This window comes from Sorangiineae bacterium MSr11954, from assembly GCA_037157815.1.
Taxonomy (GTDB): Bacteria; Myxococcota_A; Polyangia; order Polyangiales; family Polyangiaceae; genus Pendulispora; species Pendulispora albinea.
In genome coordinates, this window is sequence record CP089984.1 from 11,873,751 (window position 1) to 11,890,680 (window position 16,930).

General features: G+C 66.7%; 16 protein-coding genes. 13 read left to right on the forward strand and 3 right to left on the reverse strand.

The genetic code is table 11. From position 1 onward, the window contains the following. Nucleotides 1-6 precede the first annotated feature (6 nt). From LZC94_46835 to LZC94_46885, 11 genes are all read left to right on the forward strand, one after another. A complete protein-coding gene (locus LZC94_46835) occupies nt 7-951 on the forward strand; it encodes an aromatase/cyclase (GenBank protein ID WXB15325.1) in 945 nt (314 codons plus the stop codon). Next, nucleotides 951-2,504, forward strand: a complete 1,554-nt coding sequence (locus tag LZC94_46840) for an FAD-dependent monooxygenase (GenBank protein ID WXB15326.1) — start codon at nt 951-953, stop codon at nt 2,502-2,504. Before LZC94_46835 ends, LZC94_46840 begins: the two co-directional genes overlap by 1 nt. Continuing rightward, a complete protein-coding gene (locus LZC94_46845; protein ID WXB15327.1) occupies nt 2,501-2,701 on the forward strand; it encodes a hypothetical protein in 201 nt (66 codons plus the stop codon). The genes LZC94_46840 and LZC94_46845 overlap by 4 nt, the downstream gene beginning before the upstream one ends. Continuing rightward, a complete protein-coding gene (locus LZC94_46850) occupies nt 2,698-3,516 on the forward strand; it encodes an NAD(P)H-binding protein (GenBank protein ID WXB15328.1) in 819 nt (272 codons plus the stop codon). The genes LZC94_46845 and LZC94_46850 overlap by 4 nt, the downstream gene beginning before the upstream one ends. 25 nt (nt 3,517-3,541) lie before the next feature. Then, entirely contained in the window at nt 3,542-3,925 is a 384-nt protein-coding gene (locus LZC94_46855; GenBank protein ID WXB15329.1) for an antibiotic biosynthesis monooxygenase, read from the forward strand. Nucleotides 3,926-3,933: 8 nt separating this feature from the next. Further along, the gene (locus tag LZC94_46860) at nt 3,934-4,731 is read left to right on the forward strand and encodes an SDR family oxidoreductase (GenBank protein ID WXB15330.1); all 798 of its coding nucleotides are present in this window, start codon (nt 3,934-3,936) and stop codon (nt 4,729-4,731) included. 63 nt (nt 4,732-4,794) lie between these two features. Beyond that, the gene (locus tag LZC94_46865) at nt 4,795-5,796 is read left to right on the forward strand and encodes a squalene/phytoene synthase family protein (protein ID WXB15331.1); all 1,002 of its coding nucleotides are present in this window, start codon (nt 4,795-4,797) and stop codon (nt 5,794-5,796) included. Between the two features lie 5 nt (nt 5,797-5,801). Next, nucleotides 5,802-7,307 carry an FAD-dependent monooxygenase gene (locus LZC94_46870; protein WXB15332.1) on the forward strand — a complete coding sequence of 502 codons (1,506 nt, stop codon included), beginning with the start codon at nt 5,802-5,804 and terminating at the stop codon, nt 7,305-7,307. A gap of 206 nt (nt 7,308-7,513) precedes the next feature. Next, entirely contained in the window at nt 7,514-8,296 is a 783-nt protein-coding gene (locus LZC94_46875; GenBank protein WXB15333.1) for an ankyrin repeat domain-containing protein, read from the forward strand. Between the two features lie 170 nt (nt 8,297-8,466). Beyond that, complete coding sequence (locus LZC94_46880) at nt 8,467-9,009, forward strand: DUF3558 family protein (protein WXB15334.1); 543 nt, start codon at nt 8,467-8,469, stop codon at nt 9,007-9,009. Between the two features lie 251 nt (nt 9,010-9,260). Beyond that, complete coding sequence (locus LZC94_46885; protein ID WXB15335.1) at nt 9,261-9,713, forward strand: hypothetical protein; 453 nt, start codon at nt 9,261-9,263, stop codon at nt 9,711-9,713. A 34-nt stretch (nt 9,714-9,747) separates the two neighbouring features. On the opposite strand, the gene LZC94_46890 is transcribed toward LZC94_46885, so the two are convergent. Next, nucleotides 9,748-11,745, reverse strand: coding sequence for a dipeptidyl peptidase 3 (locus tag LZC94_46890; protein WXB15336.1), 1,998 nt, complete (start codon nt 11,743-11,745; stop codon nt 9,748-9,750). A 234-nt stretch (nt 11,746-11,979) separates the two neighbouring features. After that, nucleotides 11,980-13,137 (reverse strand): lipase family protein, encoded by a 1,158-nt coding sequence (locus LZC94_46895; protein ID WXB15337.1) that lies wholly within the window; start codon nt 13,135-13,137, stop codon nt 11,980-11,982. A 557-nt stretch (nt 13,138-13,694) separates the two neighbouring features. On the opposite strand from LZC94_46895, the gene LZC94_46900 reads away from it, so the two are divergent. Then, nucleotides 13,695-14,033 (forward strand): hypothetical protein, encoded by a 339-nt coding sequence (locus LZC94_46900; protein ID WXB15338.1) that lies wholly within the window; start codon nt 13,695-13,697, stop codon nt 14,031-14,033. Nucleotides 14,034-14,089: 56 nt separating this feature from the next. Here the strand turns inward: LZC94_46900 and LZC94_46905 are convergent, their stop codons facing one another. Beyond that, nucleotides 14,090-15,532 carry a GuaB1 family IMP dehydrogenase-related protein gene (locus tag LZC94_46905; protein WXB15339.1) on the reverse strand — a complete coding sequence of 481 codons (1,443 nt, stop codon included), beginning with the start codon at nt 15,530-15,532 and terminating at the stop codon, nt 14,090-14,092. A 272-nt stretch (nt 15,533-15,804) separates the two neighbouring features. Here LZC94_46905 and LZC94_46910 point away from each other — a divergent pair, with 272 nt between their 5' ends. Beyond that, complete coding sequence (locus LZC94_46910; protein ID WXB15340.1) at nt 15,805-16,833, forward strand: AraC family transcriptional regulator; 1,029 nt, start codon at nt 15,805-15,807, stop codon at nt 16,831-16,833. Nucleotides 16,834-16,930: the final 97 nt, after the last annotated feature.

The window sequence follows — 16,930 nt, forward strand, 5'->3', positions numbered from 1 at the left end:
TACGCGATGTCGAAGAAGGGTATCCACGAGGTGGAGCACGCGATCGACGTGCTCGCCCCCGCGGCGGCGGTCTATGCGCTGATCGCCGACGTGCAGAGCTGGCCGCGCATTTTCCCGCCCACCGTCTATGTCGACCGAATCGAGCACGACGATCGCGTGGAGCGCATCCGCATCTGGGCGCTCGCCAATGGCGTGACCAAGAGCTGGACCTCGCGCCGCATCCTCGACCGAGCGAACCTGCGGATCGACTTCCGCCAGGAGATCTCCGCCCACCCCGTCGCGCAGATGGGCGGCGCTTGGATCATCGAGCCCACTTCGAGCGCAGCGTGCCGCATTCGGCTTTTGCACGACTACCGCGCCGTCGACGACGATCCGGCGAGCCTGAAATGGATCGACGAGGCGGTCGACAAAAATTCCCGCTCCGAGCTCGCCGCGCTCAAGGCCAATGTCGAGCGGGCGACGGCCGAGGGTGAGCTGACGATGTCGTTCGAAGACGCCATCCCCATTCGAGGCTCGGCCAGGGACGTCTACGACTTCATCTACGAGGCCAATTCATGGCCGGCGCGGCTGCCCCACGTGGCCAAGGTCGGCCTGGAGCAAGACGGCGAAGGTGTGCAGACCCTGCAGATGGACACCCGCGCCAAGGATGGCTCCACGCACACCACCAAATCGATTCGCGTCTGCTTTCCTCATTTCAAAATTGCTTACAAGCAAATCACATTGCCCGCCTTGATGGATTTGCACACCGGCTATTGGACCTTCCGGGAGCACGATGGCGTCGTCACCGCGACTTCGCAGCACACCGTGGTGATCAAGCGCGCGAACATCGCAAACGTCCTGGGTCCGGACGCCACGGTCGCAGGGGCGCGGGACTACGTTCGGACGGCCTTGAGCACGAACAGCTGCGCGACCCTCGGCTACGCGAAGCACCATGCGGAGGCGAGGCGCTGATGGCGGGGGAGCCGGTGGTGGTCGTCGGCGCGGGGCCGGTCGGGCTGATGCTCGCGGGCGAGCTTCGCCTCGGGGGCGCGGAGGTGATCGTGCTGGAGAAGCTCCGCGCGCCGATGACGGAGTCCCGGGCCTCCACCCTTCACGCGCGGACGATGGAGCTCCTGGATAGCCGAGGGCTCTTGGAGGAGGTCGGCGCGCCGCCCAACGAGATCATGGGTCACTTTGGCGGCATTCCGCTGGACTTGACCCTCCCGAGCCCGTATCCGGGCCAATGGAAGGTCGCCCAAACGCGTTTGGAGTCGATCCTCCAAGGTTGGGCGCTCGGCTTGGGCGCCGACCTTCGCCGCGGTCATGAGCTGACGGGGCTCGTCGCCGGCTTGGAGAACGTGACGTGGGAGGCCGTCGGGCCCCATGGCCCCGTGCGCGGTACGGCGCCGTACGTGGTGGGCTGCGACGGCGAGAGCAGCCGCGTGCGAAGCCTCGTCGGGGCCGATTTTCCCAGTAAGGCGGGCTCGCGCGGCCCCGAGAGCCCGCGCCTGCTCTTGCGCGCCGACGTCGCGGGCATCGACATTCCCAATCGGCGCTTTCAACGCTTGGAGAATGGGCTCGCCATCGCCGCGCGAAGGGGCGACGGGATCACCCGCGTGATGGTGCACGAGTTCGGCCGAACGACCGAGCCCGTCGATGGCCACGCGGGGTTCGCGGACGTCGCCGGCGCCTGGATGCGGGTCACCGGCGAGGACCTTCGCAGCGGAACCCCGCTTTGGGTGAACGCGTTCAGCGACGCCTCTCGCCAAGTGGCGCGCTACCGCGAGGGCCGCGTCTTCTTTGCCGGCGACGCCGCGCACCAGCAAATGCCCATCGGCGGTCAGGCGCTCAATTTGGGTCTGCACGACGCCGTCAACCTCGGCTGGAAGCTGGCCCTCGCGGCGCGCGGCCGTGCCTCGCCCGAGCTGCTCGATACGTACCATCGCGAGCGATATGCGGTGGGCGACAGCGTTCTATCCAATATTCGCGCGCAGGCCATGCTTCTCCTGGGCGGCCCCGAGGTCGAGCCGCTCCGGAGCATCCTCGCCAAGCTCATGGAGCACGAGCCGGTGCGTACCGAGCTGGCCTCGCGGATCAGCGGCTTGGACATCCGCTACGAGGTGGGCCCCGGCCCGTACCCGCTGCGCGGCGCGCGCATGCCGCATCGGTTGCTCCGCACCGCCGCGGGGACGACCACCAGCACCGCGTTGCTGCGCGCGGGCCGAGGCGCGTTGCTCGTCTTCACCGACGATTCGAGCGCCCGCGAGCTCGAGGCGGCGGCTGCTCCCTGGGCCGCCAGGATCGACGTGGTCCGGGCACGGATCGAGACGGAACATCCTCCGCTCGGGACCGACGCGGTCCTCGTTCGCCCGGATGGATATGTCCTTTGGGCGCGCTCCGAGGCCTCCGACCCCATCGATCTCATCGCCGCCTTGCGCCGCTGGTTCGGCGCGCCGGAGGCCGCATCGCGTGCGGGCAAACCGTCGCCCGCGGGGCTCGAGCGAACGAGGGATCATCGACCATGACGATCGTATTGCCTGCCTTGGCCCTCATCTCCGGCATTTGCTGGATGGTCGTTTACGTCGCGCTCGCAAAACGCGGCTTCGCCGACGAAACCTGCGGGATGCCCTCGCCGGTGCTCGCCTTGAACGTCTCCTGGGAGCTCATCTTCGCGTTCGTGCCCGGTGAGTCTTTTGCGCAGATAAAAGGAGTCCAGCTATGATTCTCGTAACCGGGGCAACCGGAAATATGGGCCGGCACCTCGTGCGGCACCTTCGCGAGGCCGGCGCGGCCGTGCGGGCCGTGACGAGGGACGCGCGCAAGGCCGAGGGGATGGCGTCGGAGCGGGTGGAGATCGCGGCCGGCGATCTCACCGATCCGGAGTTCTTGGAGCGCGCCTTCATCGGCGTTCGATCGCTCTTCACCCTGCTCGAGGTGGGCGACGCGACGGCGGTGCTCGAGGCCGCGGGCCGGGCCGGTGTCGCGCGGGTCGTCTTGGTCACGTCGCTCCTCGCTCAGACATTGCCCGAGGGGTTCGTCGGCCAGCTCTCGCTCGGGTGTGAGAAGGTGATGCGCGATCGCGGCTTGGCCGGCACCGTCTTGCGGCCGTGGGAGTTCACCACCAACACCCTGGCCTGGGCCGATGAAATCCGAGCCGGCGGTGTCGTGCGCAAGCCCAGCGCCGGCCTGCCTTCACCGGCCATCGATCCTGCCGATGTCGCCGCCATCGCGGCCAAGGCGCTGCTGGAGGACGGGCACATCGGCCGGACGTACGCGTTGACCGGGCCGGCGGAGCTCGTCCCGCAGGATAAAATCCGCGCGCTGAGCGCCGTTCTCGGCCGAGAGCTCCGCTTCGAGGAGAACGGCGACGCGGAGAAGCTGGAACAAATCCGGCGGACCCCCGACCAGGTCTCCGAGGGCTTTGGCGTCTGCTTCATGGCCAGCCCCGGTGTGCTCCCCACGGCCTTGGAGGTCCTCGGCCGACCGCCGCGCACGTATCAGGAATGGGCGGCCGACAACGCCGGCCGCTTTCGTTGAGACCCCATTGAACGAGGAGAGACCCATGAGCGACACCATCAGCTTCGAGAATGTTCGATTGGTACCCGCCAATGTGCCCGACGCGGTGACCTTGATTAATGCGTTTACCGTTCCGGTGGAGGAGTCGGAGCAGTTCCTCTTTCGTTGGAAGGACAATGCGCGCATCATGGCCGCCCAGCCGGGGTTCATCCGCGCCGTGATGTACCAATCGCTGGACGACCAGGCGGAGCTGCGCTTCATCCAGCTCACCGCCTGGGAGAGCGGCACCGCGCTGGACAAAGCGCGAACGAACCCCGAGTGGCGCGCGTCGGTGCAGCGCATGTTGGCCGACGAGAAGCTCCACCTCAAGGCCCGCCCCGTGGTGTACACCGTGGCGCTCGACATTCACCCTGGCGATACGCTCGAATGATACCCGACGTGCGGCCCGTCGCGCTGGTCAGTGGCTCCAGCCGTGGAATTGGTGCGGCCACGGCCCGGGCGTTCGGTGAACGTGGCTACCACGTCATCGTCAATTATCTCCAAAACGAAGCTGCCGCCCTCGAGGTGGTCTCGAGCATCACGTCGGCCGGCGGCTCCGCGCAGGCGATCCAGGCCGACGTTCGAGACGAGGAGCACGTCGGGCGGCTCGTGGACCAAATCGCCGGCGAGCATCGCCGGATCGATGTGCTCGTCTGCAACGCCAACACGGCGCGCCCCACGTTCGAGCCCTTCGAGGACGTGACCTGGGGCGCATTTCTCGCCAAGCTCGATAACGAGCTCGCGGGGGTGTTTCATCTCACCCAGCGGGTGCTCTCCGTCATGCGTGCGCACCCGCAGCACCGCGGGCGGATCGTCTATGTGTCCAGCATCAGCGGCGACTCCAGCGCGGGCCTGGTGGCCCACGCGACGGCCAAATCGTCGCTCAATCGATTCAGCCGGCATGTCGCGGCGTTCGCCGGACAATTCGGTATTTCGGTCAACACGGTGGCCCCGGGCTCGGTGGAGACCGACGCCAGCGCCACCGTCAACTCCGCCGAGATCATCGCCTATTTGGCCGAGCGCTCGGTGTTTGGCCGGCAGATGGTGCCGAACGACGTCGCCCAGGTGATCGCTTCGGTGGCCGATCCTTCGTTCGCCGCCGTGACGGGGCAGATCATCACCGTCGACGCGGGAATGGACGTGCTGGCGCAACAGCTCTCCTTCGTTGGAAAGCGCAAGCCGCTCACCGCCGATTAGCGATTCGCTCCTTCCTCGTTCTCTTCGTCTCGAATCGTATCGAAGTATCGAAAGGACACCACGTTGACCACGCGAGAACTCGACCTGCTCGGCATCACCGATCCGGCGGTGCGCCAGTCGTACCTCTTCACGAGCCGCCTGCTGCGGGAGAAGGCCAAGGCCCGGCAGATGCCGTCGATGGTCCGGTACATGGCCCCCATCGAAAAGCGGCTCTACCTCGAGACGCTCTTCACCTTCATCACCCACGTGGACGACATCGTCGATCACCGGGTGCACAGCATCCCCGTGCGCGAGCACCGGATGGATGAATGGGAGGCGATGTTCGCGCGCGCCGCCCGCGACCAGCTCCCGGCGGCGGGCACCCTGTCCTCGGACGACGAGGAGACGCACGCCCACGTCGCCCGAGCGTTCGTGCACACCATGCGCACCTTCGGGCAGCCGCTGGATGAAGTGCCGCCCTATGTGGCGGCGCAGCGCAAGACGCTGACCACCACGGAGTACGCGACGGAGAAAGAGCTCGCGGACTTCATCGACACGGTCACCTTGCTGCCGTCGTCGTGGGTCAATGCCATCTTGGAGCCCATCACCCCCGAGTCCAATGTGCTTTGCCGCCGCGCCGCCACGGCGTTTCAGCTCATCGACTTCATCCTGGACGTCCGTGAGGATCTCGCGCAAGGGCGCCTCTATATCCCGCTGGACCGGCTGGCCAAATATGGATTGGACCGTGCGTCGCTCGAGCACCAGCTCGGGGCGGGGCCCATCGGCGAAGGGCTGCGCGCGCTGATGGCGGCCGAAATCGAGCTGGCCAAAGAGACGTACGAGGCCGGACGCGATTGGCCGAAATCGGTCCAGCCGGTGTCGCGCGCGTTTGCCGAGTGGGATTACCACACCAACGGCTTGAAGCTGGACGCGCTGATCAAGGCCAACGGGGAGCATCTGCGCCCCGGCTTTCGGATGAACCCGGCCGTCACGATCAAGGTGATGGTGCGGATGTACGCCGATATCGCGAAGGGCGTCCGGAGCGATCTGCGCGTCCGGCGCGGCAAGCGCGCGGTGGGGAGGTGAGCACCATGAGCAACGTGACCAAATTGGAGCGCACGTCCGTCCTGATTGCCGGCGCCGGTCCGGTGGGATTGATGCTCGCCGGCGAGCTTCGATTGGGGGGAGTCGACGTGGTGGTGGTCGAAACGCGCAGCGAGCCAAGCGGTGAATCGCGCGGTCTCGGCTTCACCGCGCGGGCCACCGAGATCTTCCACCAGCGCGGGCTCTTGGCGCGATTCGGCGAGGTGGAGACGAGCCGGCAGGGGCACTTTGGCGGCATCCCCATGGACTTCGGGGTGCTCCCCGGCTCGCACTTCGGCGCGCGCGGTATTCCGCAATACAAGATCGAGGAAATGCTCGAGGGGTGGGCGCGGGAGCTGGGCGCGTCCGTGCGGCGGCGGCACCGGCTCGTCACCTTGAACCACGATGAACGCGGGGTGGTCGCCGTCATCGACGGGCCCGACGGCCCCTTCGAGCTCGCCGCCGATTACCTCGTCGGCTGCGACGGCGGCCGCAGCGCCGTGCGCCAGCTCGCGGGGTTCGATTTCGCCGGCACCGACGCCACGCGCGAGATGTATTTGGCCGACGTGCTCGATCGCGCGATCCGGCCGAGGTACATCGGCGAGCGGGTGTCCGAGGGCATGGTCATGTCCATGCCGTTTGCGCCGGGGGTGGATCGCATCATCGTGTGCCCGCGCGGTGCCCCACGGCGTGAGCGCACGGTGCCCATTGCGTTCGACGAAATCGCCGACGCGTGGCAGCGGCTCACCGGCGAGAGCTTGCACGGCGCAAAGACGCGTTGGGTGAGCGTCTTCACCGACGCCACCCGCCAAGTCACCGAATACCGGCGCGGCCGGGTGCTGCTCGCGGGCGACGCCGCGCATATTCATTTGCCTGCGGGCGGACAGGGCCTGAGCCTCGGCGTGATGGACGCGACGAACCTCGGCTGGAAGCTGGCCGCGACCCTTCGCGGTTGGGCGCCGGCAACATTGCTGGACAGCTACCACACCGAGCAGCACGCGGTGGGGGCGCGGGTGCTGCGCAATACGCAGGCGCAAGGTCTGCTCTACCTCAGTGGCAACGAGGTCGAGCCGCTTCGCGCGGTGATGGCCGAGCTGGTAGCGCTCCCCGAGGTGGGCCGCCTCCTCTCCGGCATGGTCAGCGGCTTGGCCGTCCGTCACGACGTCGGCTCGAGCGAGCATCCGCTGCTCGGCAAGCGCCTGCCGCACATACCCCTCGCCGGCGGCGGCTCCACGGCGGATCTCTTGCACCGCGCGCGCGGCGTCTTGCTGGGGAGCAACCGCGCGCTGGAGGGCATCGTCCATGGTTGGACGGATCGGGTGGACTTCGTTCACGCGGCGCCGGCCGAGCGAAGCAATGCGGGTTGGCCCTCGGAGGTGGACTCCCTGCTGGTCCGCCCCGACGGCCATGTGGCGTGGATCGCGCCGAGCACGCCGAGCACGCCGAGCAGGGTAGGTGTGACGAACGCGCTGCGCCGGTGGTTTGGCGAGCCGCATCGGGCGCCCTTGGATTGACCCTATGTTGACGTGGACCCTCCAGCGCTCCTGCGCGACCCTCGATATATTCTGCTATGGGCGCGAGATTGGCGACGCACTCCAGGAGGTTGCATTGTACACTCTTCTGGATACGCCGGTGCAGAAGCAACTACGAACGGGCGAAAGAAGGAGCGTGGCCATCCGAGGGCATGCCGCTCCCTCGGCGGCATGCTATCCCGAGCCCGATGAGCCACCCCACCTCCATCCTCGCTCCGGATGAACCGCGCGCCGCCGCCGTCGTGCAAGCCATTCGCGCGGGCGACGTCCCGACCCTGAAAGAGCTACTGCGCGCGAACCCCGATCTCGCCACCGCTCGGGTTGGCACCGTCGGAGGGTCCTGCACGGCGGCGCGCTCGCTGTTGCATATCGCAACCGATTGGCCGGGCCATCTCCCGAACGGCGCGGCGACCGTTCGCGCCTTGGTCGAAGCAGGGGCCGACGTGAACGCGCGGTTCGTGGGCGACCACACCGAAACTCCATTGCATTGGGCGGCGAGCAACGATGACGTCGAGGTGCTCGATGCGTTGATCGATCTCGGCGCCGATATCGAAGCACGCGGCGCCATCATCGCCGGCGGCACACCCATTTCGGACGCCACCGCTTTTGGGCAATGGAAGGCCGCCCGACGCTTGATCGAACGGGGCGCCCGAACGACGTTTTGGGAGGCATCGGCCTTGGGGCTCGAAGAACGCGTCGAGGCGTTCTTCCGCGGCTCCACCCCGCCCACCGCGCAAGAAGTCACCGAAGCCTTATGGGGCGCCTGTCACGGCGGCCAGCCAAAGGTTGCCGAATATCTGCTCGCGCGCGGGGCCGAGTTGAACTGGGTCGGATGGGACGGGCTGACCGCCCTCGAGGCCGCGCAGCGCGAGGGGCACGCCGATCTCGCGGCATGGTTGCGCGACCAAGGCGCCAAAACGGCGGCCGAGATCGAGGTGGCGCCAGCAGGGCAAACGAATCATCGCGCGTGAGCCTGGAGCCCGAACGCTTCGAAGCCGCGCAGGCCCTTTGCGCGGATCACCATGGCGCGCGCGCCGATGGGCAGCTCGAGCCGAGCCCACGAAGCGGTCGCCTGCGCTGCACGGGCGCGAGCTCGGACCTCCGTACATCCCGCGCCGCGGTTCGTGGTACCGTCTCGGCCATGAATCGTCATTCCCTTCGGCTCGGGCGGCTCGCGGTGGTGGGTGTCGTGGCGCTCGTCGCGCTCGGGACCCTGGGCGGTTGCGGTGGATGCGGGAAGAAGTCCGATTCATCCGAGGGCGCATCGCCTGCCGGAACGGCCTCCGCGAGCTCGGCGGTCAGCGCGGGGCCGCCGGGCCTCCCGGATGTTTGCAAGATGTTCACCCATGAGCAGATGACGGCGCTCACCGGGGAGGAGATCAAGAGCTCGCGCGCGGGGGAGAAGTCGACGGCCACCGAGCCGGAGTGCGACTGGATCGATCGAAACGAGGGCATCGCCGTGAGCATCAGCCTCGCCCCCGCGCCCGCGGATCCGTCGTTCAAAGGGTACGAGCCCGTGCCCGGCATCGGCGAGTCCGCGATCGAAAACCACGGCATCTTGAGCGTCTTGTACCGCGGGACCGAAATTACCGTCATCCACGGCGGCAGCGGCCACGTGGAAACGCAAAAGAAGATCGCCGCCAAGGTGATCGAAGCCCTCGACAAGCGCCGCCAAGGCCGCTGACCCGCGTCGCATCGCGGCATATTCAACTGGAGCGTATTTGCGGGAATGTTCGGATCCGCCCGCGGAAAGCGTCGTTCCGGCCGGCGCGACCTTGGGGAGCTCCGTTGAAGCCGAAATAGCGCAGAACGGGGCCACAAAACTCCAGAGTGTGCGCTGGACGGCACCGGCATGACCAATGCTCCTCGAAGAGGTCACCCACCCGGTTCGGAGACCGCCGGACCGAAACATGGAATGACCCCGCGGAGGACACGATGAAGAGGCTGAGCGCAACGGCAATTCTTGCCTTCTTTCCACTGCTCGCCGGTGCCTGCACCGGCTCGTCGGGCGTCGCGGGCTCGAACGCCGATCGCGCGGAGATCCATGCTTCGGAGGCCGCCCGCGCCAATGTCGAGGTCCTGTCCGCGCGCGTCGATACCGGCGAAGACGATGCGACGAGGCATGGCGACGATCGATCGCTGGCTCGAAAGCTCGACCTCGAACCCCGAACGAGCCGCGGTGCGCGCGCGCCCCTCGGGGCCAAGCTCCGGGGGGACGTGCGCCGCGCGGCCTCGAAGCTCGTCGGCGCCCCTCGGCCGGGAGCGTCTTCGCCTCACGCACGGCGCCCGACGGGCGAAGACGTATCGTCGGCCATCGCGTCGCCGAAGTCCCATGACGCTCCGGCGTGCGTTTGCGCGCAAGGCGACCCTTTGTGCTTCTGCATCTAACAACACCGGATCGCGCGCGCCGCGATTCTGCTGTTTAGTAATGACCATCCTCGGCGCGCTCGATCACATCGAGATAAGCATCGAGCGATCCGACCTGCTCGGCTTTTGCGTCGACGACCGTCCCTTTGGCATCGCGGATGGGGGTGAGCACCGGGGGCACGGTGATGATCGCGCGCGGTAGGTTCAGGGATTCGTAGCGCGAGACCACTTGGTCACGCCAGGCGGCGTTCACGTGGGTCGCGTATTTTTCGACCAGCCGCGTGAGGGCGGCTTTGTCGCCGGTCGCGCGGATGCGTTGATGCTCGACGAGCAGCTCGCCCGCGGCGCGTCGCCACGCCTCGGGATCCTTGGTGACGAGAAACAGCTTGCCGTCGCGCTCCTCGGGGACGATGACCCCTTTTTCGAGGAAGACGCCGAGGCGGACGAAGTCGCCCTGCATATGCGACTCCTCGATGCGGTCGCCTTTTGGAATGGACCGCAAGGACGCGAGGACCGCCGCGTCGTACCATGCGGGAGCGACCTTCGCGCAGCCTGCGTCGGGCAAAAGGCCGAGCTCCACCGTCTTGGGATCGCCTGAAAGATAGTGGACGACGAGGTTCGCACGCCCTTCTTCCATGGCCGAGAAGTACGGCGCGAGGAGCGCCTCGGGCGTCCCCGCGAGGTCCGCTTTTACCTTGCCGGAGCCATGCCCCGTCACCTCGTGCAACGCGACCCCGACGAAGCGCAACGCCGCGAAGCACCGTTTGACCTCGGCGCGCGACTCCGCGGGGACGAACTCGTCGACGAGCTTCGCGGCCACGAGCACGCGCGCGTCCTCGGTGCTCGCCATCATGAAGCTCTTCGTCCCGTAGGTGGCTCGAAAATCGGCATCGTTGGGGAGGTTCAAGCCCCGCAACGTAAAGAAGCCCGCTTCGCCCGCGGCACCGAGCACGGTGACCACCTCGGCCACCGGTGTGCGGAACACGTTGCGTTTGAGCTCGTCGGGCCACGGGAGCTTCTCTTCGAAGTAAGCCGCGCTCTGCGCGAGCGCCCGAAGCTTCGCGCCACGCTCGGGATCCGAGATGGCCACGAAGCCCTCGAAGCTCCCTTTGCGCTCGCGCACGTCGAGCGTCACCTCGATGAACCCCAACGTGTAATCGACCGGAAATTCGTGAGCGACCCACGCGATATCGTGCTTTCGAAACTCCTCCGGCTCGCCCGTCGCAAAATAGTTCACCAGGTGCCGCAGCGCCTCCTTTTGCGCCGGCGGCGCGAGGCGCATCGCCGCCTCGAGGTGCTCGATGACCCGGCGAAGCTCGGCGGCGCCCAGCCCCGAGGGCGTCTCTCCGTCCCCCGCGCGGTACACTTGCTCGACGATCGCTCCGTTTTGCTTCATCAACCGCCCATTGAGCGGGTGTGCCTCGCGGTACTGGTGCAAATCCGCGCTCGTGAGCCCTTCGTAATGGTCCGCGGCGCTCTCCGCGATGGGATCTTTGCCGGGGCCCGGGGTCTTGTTGATCGTCACGGGCTGCACATGCGGATCGAACATGGCCGCGAGGAGATCGTCCGGTGCGGCCACCTTCGCATCGCGCGCCGCCTTTTCGAACTCCGCGCGCGTCATGGGCGGCGCGTATTTCTCGCCCGTGGCCCGATCGTGCAACCCCGCGTGCACCCGCAAAAGGCGCCGGTACTCGAGCAACTCCTTGCGCGTCGCGGGGTCGAGCTTCGTCGGCGTCGCGGCGAGGATCTGCCGGACGGCGAGCTGCGCGGGCCGCCCGAAACGCGATCGCTGCCCCGTGTAGAGCGCATTGCCCGCCAGCCCTGCGGCCGTCAAATGGTACGCGAGCGCCCGCTGTTCGGCCGTGAGCCGATCGAATCCCTTCGGGTAGGTGGCCGTGACGGCGATCCCTTGGAGCTCCGCGAGGAGCTTTGGCGGTGGCGGCGCGGGTGGGCCGTTGGGCGGTGCCGAGGCGGGGGAAGGGGAGCATGCTGCACCTGCCACCAGCGCGGCAAGGCACACGCTCGCGAAACGAGGACGAAGAAGGGTAAGCATGGCACCCAGAAGAGCACCATTTGCCTCGCGCACCCAAGGTCTTCGCATTCGCGACATTCCGACGCACCGCTTCAATCCAGCGCCTTCCCGCGCGATTGGTGTGCTCGCGTGGGAGCTCGGAGAGCCGGGCGACGTCCGCGCGCGGACCGGACGCCCTCTCGTGGACGCGGGCCGGACGTCATGTGCTCTCCGAGCTTCGTGGACGAGGGCGGGAGGGAGATCTCCCGACCCGGATCAAATGGCCGCTGCGGCCGCCTGGGGGGTCGACACGATGGTCTTCATCTTCTTCTCGTTGCTCGGGACCCCGAAGAACGAATCATAAGCCTGGAGGTGCTCCTGGGCCATGGCGTTGTTGAAGCTGTTGAGATCCGTCACCGGCGGCGGCGGTTGGCTCGGAATGAACATCTGCGCGGGCAGCCGCACGTAGGGATTGGGGGTCGGGATCAAATTGTACTTCGATTGGACGAACAAATAGATCGCGGTGGCCGCGAAGGCGTCGTCGATCTCGCCGTAGAGCGTCTGGAACGAGCCGTCGTCACCCTTCCAGATGACATCGTTCTCGGCGTTGTAAGGTAGGACTTTCTCCAGATTGGTCCAGCTATGGGGCACCACGTCGAATTTGTTCCAGATGACCTGATTGAAAAATCCGTAGTTGGCAATGCCGGAGAGCGCCTTTGGCGGGAAAATAGCCTTGAACCCGTTGACGAACCCTTGATCGCCGGTCGCCGGCGCGGCCGTCGGCAGCACGAAGACCTGGTGCCCCCAGCGCGCCGTATCGAAGGCGGTCGGATAGAGCCAGTAGGCCAGGGTCGGGCTGAGCGAGCCTCCGAGGCTGTGCCCGGTGAAGATCAAGGTGGCATTGGAGGACGCCTTCGCGTTCAAAAAGGATTGAACGGATCCGGTCGTGTCCTGCAGGTTCAGCAGGTTCGTCGTTCCCAATGCGGCGCCTTGCGAGACATTGCCCCTGCTGATGGCGCCGGGTGGCATGGTGCTGTTGGTCGGGGTGATACCAAAGGGGAACGCGATCAACGTCGAGACGTTGTCGTCCAAGGTCTTTGCGTCGTAGTTGGAATTTCCATTGGTGCCGGCGATCGCCACCACATAGCAATTGGCCTGCGTGTTGTAGGCAACGTACAGGACGTTGTCCGCTACGTTGGAATTGCTCGCGGCGTCTTGATAGACGCAAGGGCCCCATACGCGCGTCCACGTCCCGAGTTGCTGGCTGTTCGCCGACAATTTGCCGTCGATGAGCTTTGCAAGCTGCGTTTGGATGTCCGACGCCGAGCCCGTGAGCCCGTCGCCCAAATTGGAGAACCTCGATAATTGGTATACGGTCTGGATGATGTTGTAGCTTCCACCCGGATTGATGGCCTGGATGTCGTTCGTGGGCATGGTGCGTCCTCCCCGCGATTGCAGGTGAATCGGTGCGGTGACTCTACGCTTCACGTATTGCGAACGCAATATCCCTATTGAATGGATTCAAATCGAGGCATTGATTGTCGCGCTGCGACGCTCACCTTTCACCCTATCGTTTCCCGTAGCAAAATCCCTCTGCTGATGCCATTGACATGGATATATGCATTTAGGACATCCCATGCGCGGCGCGCATCCTTGTCGATGCATAAATCACAACCCTATCAGGATACCCACGGGAGGAGCCCGCGTTCGCGAAGGCGCAGGAGGTCATGGCCGCGTCACGCGCGACGGAGCAAGGCGTCATTCTCGCGCGCAAGCCGTAGGGATAGGCGACGCGGCGCTATTCCCGCGCTCGGCTGAAACCTGCACGAAAGAAACGAAGGCCCGTCGCGCAGCCTTCGATCGGGCCTACCTCGCCGCCGCGTGCCCGGGCGCGATCGCGCTCGAAGAAATACCGACGAACGTAAGCGCTCATGGCGACTCTGCGCATCAGATGACCAAGGAGGGAGTCGTTTGCGTGCAGCGAGGAGCCCATGTCCAACCGATACCGCATCAAATACACGGTCGAGCGCGGCAATTTTACGCAGGAGGAGCTGCGCGCGATGCGCGCGGGCGGCTGCGACGCCCTCGTCCTCGCTTCGATCCTACGGGGCGGCGCCGTGCCGCAGCAGGAATCGTCGTCGGTCGCCCTCCTATCCTTGGACGGGAGCTCGGGAGAGAACGTGATCGCGACCGACCTTTTCCTGATTTTCTCGCACCTCGCGAGCATGCTCGCCAAACACGAAGAGCTGCCGAGCTGGCAACGTGCCGTCGCGCACGACACCTTCGCGCAAGTGCGTGAAAATGTCCTGCGCCGCAAGGCCACGTCCTAGGCTCACGACCTGCTTGGCGCGCACGGCACGAGGGCGTCGGGGTTCGCGGGGCGCGTTCACCAGCTCGTGTGCAGGGGCATGCCCTCCGCGTAGCCGGCCATACTTTGAATACCCACGATGACATTTCGATAAAAGGCGTCGAGGTTGCGGGCGCCCGCGTACGTGCACGCGCTACGCAGCCCGGCGACGATTTCGTCGATGAGGTCTTCGACGCTGGGGCGCCGCGGATCCAAATACATGCGCGACGTCGAAATACCCTCTTCGAACAGGGCTTTTCGCGCCCGGTCGAACGGTGAATCCTTCGAGGTGCGGAGCTGCACCGCACGCCCCGAGGCCATGCCGAAGTTCTCCTTGTAGAGGCGCCCATCGGTATCGCGCATCACGTCCCCCGGGGACTCGTAGGTGCCGGCGAACCACGAGCCCACCATCACATTGGACGCGCCCGCCGCGAGGGCCAGCGCCACGTCGCGCGGGTGGCGCACGCCGCCGTCGGCCCATACGTTCTTGCCCAGCCGCCGGGCTTCGGTCGCGCACTCGAGCACCGCGGAGAATTGCGGCCTTCCGACGCCGGTCATCATGCGCGTGGTGCACATCGCCCCGGGCCCTACGCCCACCTTGACGATGTCGGCGCCCGCCTCGATCAAGGCGGCCACGCCGCGCGCGGTCACCACATTTCCGGCGACCAGCGGCACGTCGCGCGAGGCGCCGAGGGAGCGAACGGCGCGGATGGCGCTCAGCATTTTTTCCTGGTGCCCGTGGGCGGTGTCGATCACCAGCAAGTCCGCGCCGGCCGCCAACAAAGCTTGGGCCTTGTTGACCACGTCTCCATTGATGCCGATGGCGGCGCCGACCCGCAACTTCCCTCGCGCGTCCGTCGCCGGCGTGTACAGCGCCGCGCGCAGCGCCCCTTTGCGGGTGAGGATCCCTTTGAGCTTACCGGCCGCGTCGACGACGGGGGCGAGCCGGTGCCGCGCGCCCTCGAGCTTGTCGAACGCTTGCCGCGGCGTGACGCCCTCGGGCAATGTCAAGAGCTCCCGCGACATGATTTGCCCCAGCTGCGTATAGCGATCGATGCCCTGAAAATCGGCCTCCGTCACGATCCCCACCGGGCACTCGTCGGCGACCACGACCGCCGCCTGGTGCGCCCGCTTCGTCAGGAGCCCGATGGCCTTGTCCACGGTATCGGTGGGCTTGAGCGAAATCGGTGTATCATACAAGCAATGGCGGGCCTTCACCCACGCCACCACGTCCGCCACGACGTTCTCCGGGATGTCCTGCGGGATCACCACGATCCCACCCCGCCGCGCCACCGTCTCGGCCATCCGCCGTCCCGCCACCGCGGTCATGTTGGCGACGACCAGCGGAATGGTGGTGCCGGTGCCATCGCTGCTCGCGAGGTCCACGTCGAGGCGCGACGCTACTGTGGAGTGATTGGGAACGATGAAAACATCGTTGTAGGTCAAATCGTGTGTCGGGGATTGATCGTTCAGGAAGTTCACATCTCGTGAGGCTACCAGAAGGGTACTCCCTCGCTTCAAGCCTCCATGCGTTTTCGCGATCGTTCAAGCGCGCCACGATATGGCACTCTTCCTGCAGACACCCCGCATGCGCCCTGCCGAGCATGCCGCCGTTCGAGCATCGACGTCGGCTTCGGCTGCAAGGGTGCCGCGGGAGCGCAGCTGCGGATCGTGTAGCCCGCGCCGCTGCGCTCGCGTACCATTCGAAGAGCGAAGCCATGGGGGACTCGCTCGCACCGTGTCGCGCGCGGACCATGCGTGCCACTTGCTCGGTCCAAGTGCTCAGGCCATTTGCGCGCTACCTCGCGCGCCTTGGTCGCGACCGCGATAGCTGGCTCGCACGGTTTGGGCTCACCGCGGCGGCGCTCGACGAGCGGGACCGCCGGCTCCCGCACGCGCACGCCATGGCGCTGCTGCGCGACGCGGTCGTGCTCAGCGGCGATCGCGCCATCGGCTTGCGGGCGGCGCGCTGCGAGGAGCCCGGCGACTTCGACGTCATGCAGTACGCCACCGCGAACTGCGCGTCCGTCGGCGAAGCGCTGCAGCTCGCGGCGCGCTTGCTCGCGCTCGCACACGATGGCATCGCGCTCGAGCTCTCGGTCGCACCGCCGCTCGCCGTCTTGCAGCTCCGCGTGCGCTCCGATCTCGCCCCGCCCGAGCCGGTCGCGATCGAGTTCCTCTTCGCGGTGCTGCTCGCCTATGGCTCGCGCTCCGTGGGCCACCCCACGCGTCCGTTGCGCGTCGAGCTCGCACATCCTGCTCCTCTGGATCGGGGCCCCTACGAGGAGGCGTTCCGCGAAGCTCGATTCGGCGCCGCGGCGAACGCCATGTGGGTCAGCGCCGCCGCGCTCGAACGTCCGTATCGTGCATCGGATCGCTCCCTGCTGCAGATCCTGACCCGCCACGCCGATGGATTGTTGCAGCAGCTCGCCTTACCGGTCGCCAGCTTCGCGGACCGCACGCGCGCCGCGATCACCGAGACCCTCTCCGCGGGCGCCGGCGCCGAACGGGTCGCGCGCCGCCTCGCTGTCTCGCTCCGCACCTTGCACCGCCGGCTCGCCGAGGAGGGCACGTCCCACGGCCACCTCGTGGACGAAGTGCGCCGCACCCAAGCGATGCTCCATTTGGGCAACAGCCAGCTCTCGATCGCGGAGATCGCGGCGATGCTCGGCTTCGCGCACCCCAATGGCTTCCACAAGGCGTTCAAGCGCTGGACGCACATGACCCCCGCACAATACCGCGAGTGCGCTGCCACGGCGCAGCGTGGCAGTCTGGGATTGTAATCTGGCGCGCCGGGATACCCGGTTTACGTTGGCGGCCTCACCGCGTCGCGATATCCAAAAATCCCTCACGATCCTCGGTATTCGACTCGCCACTCGC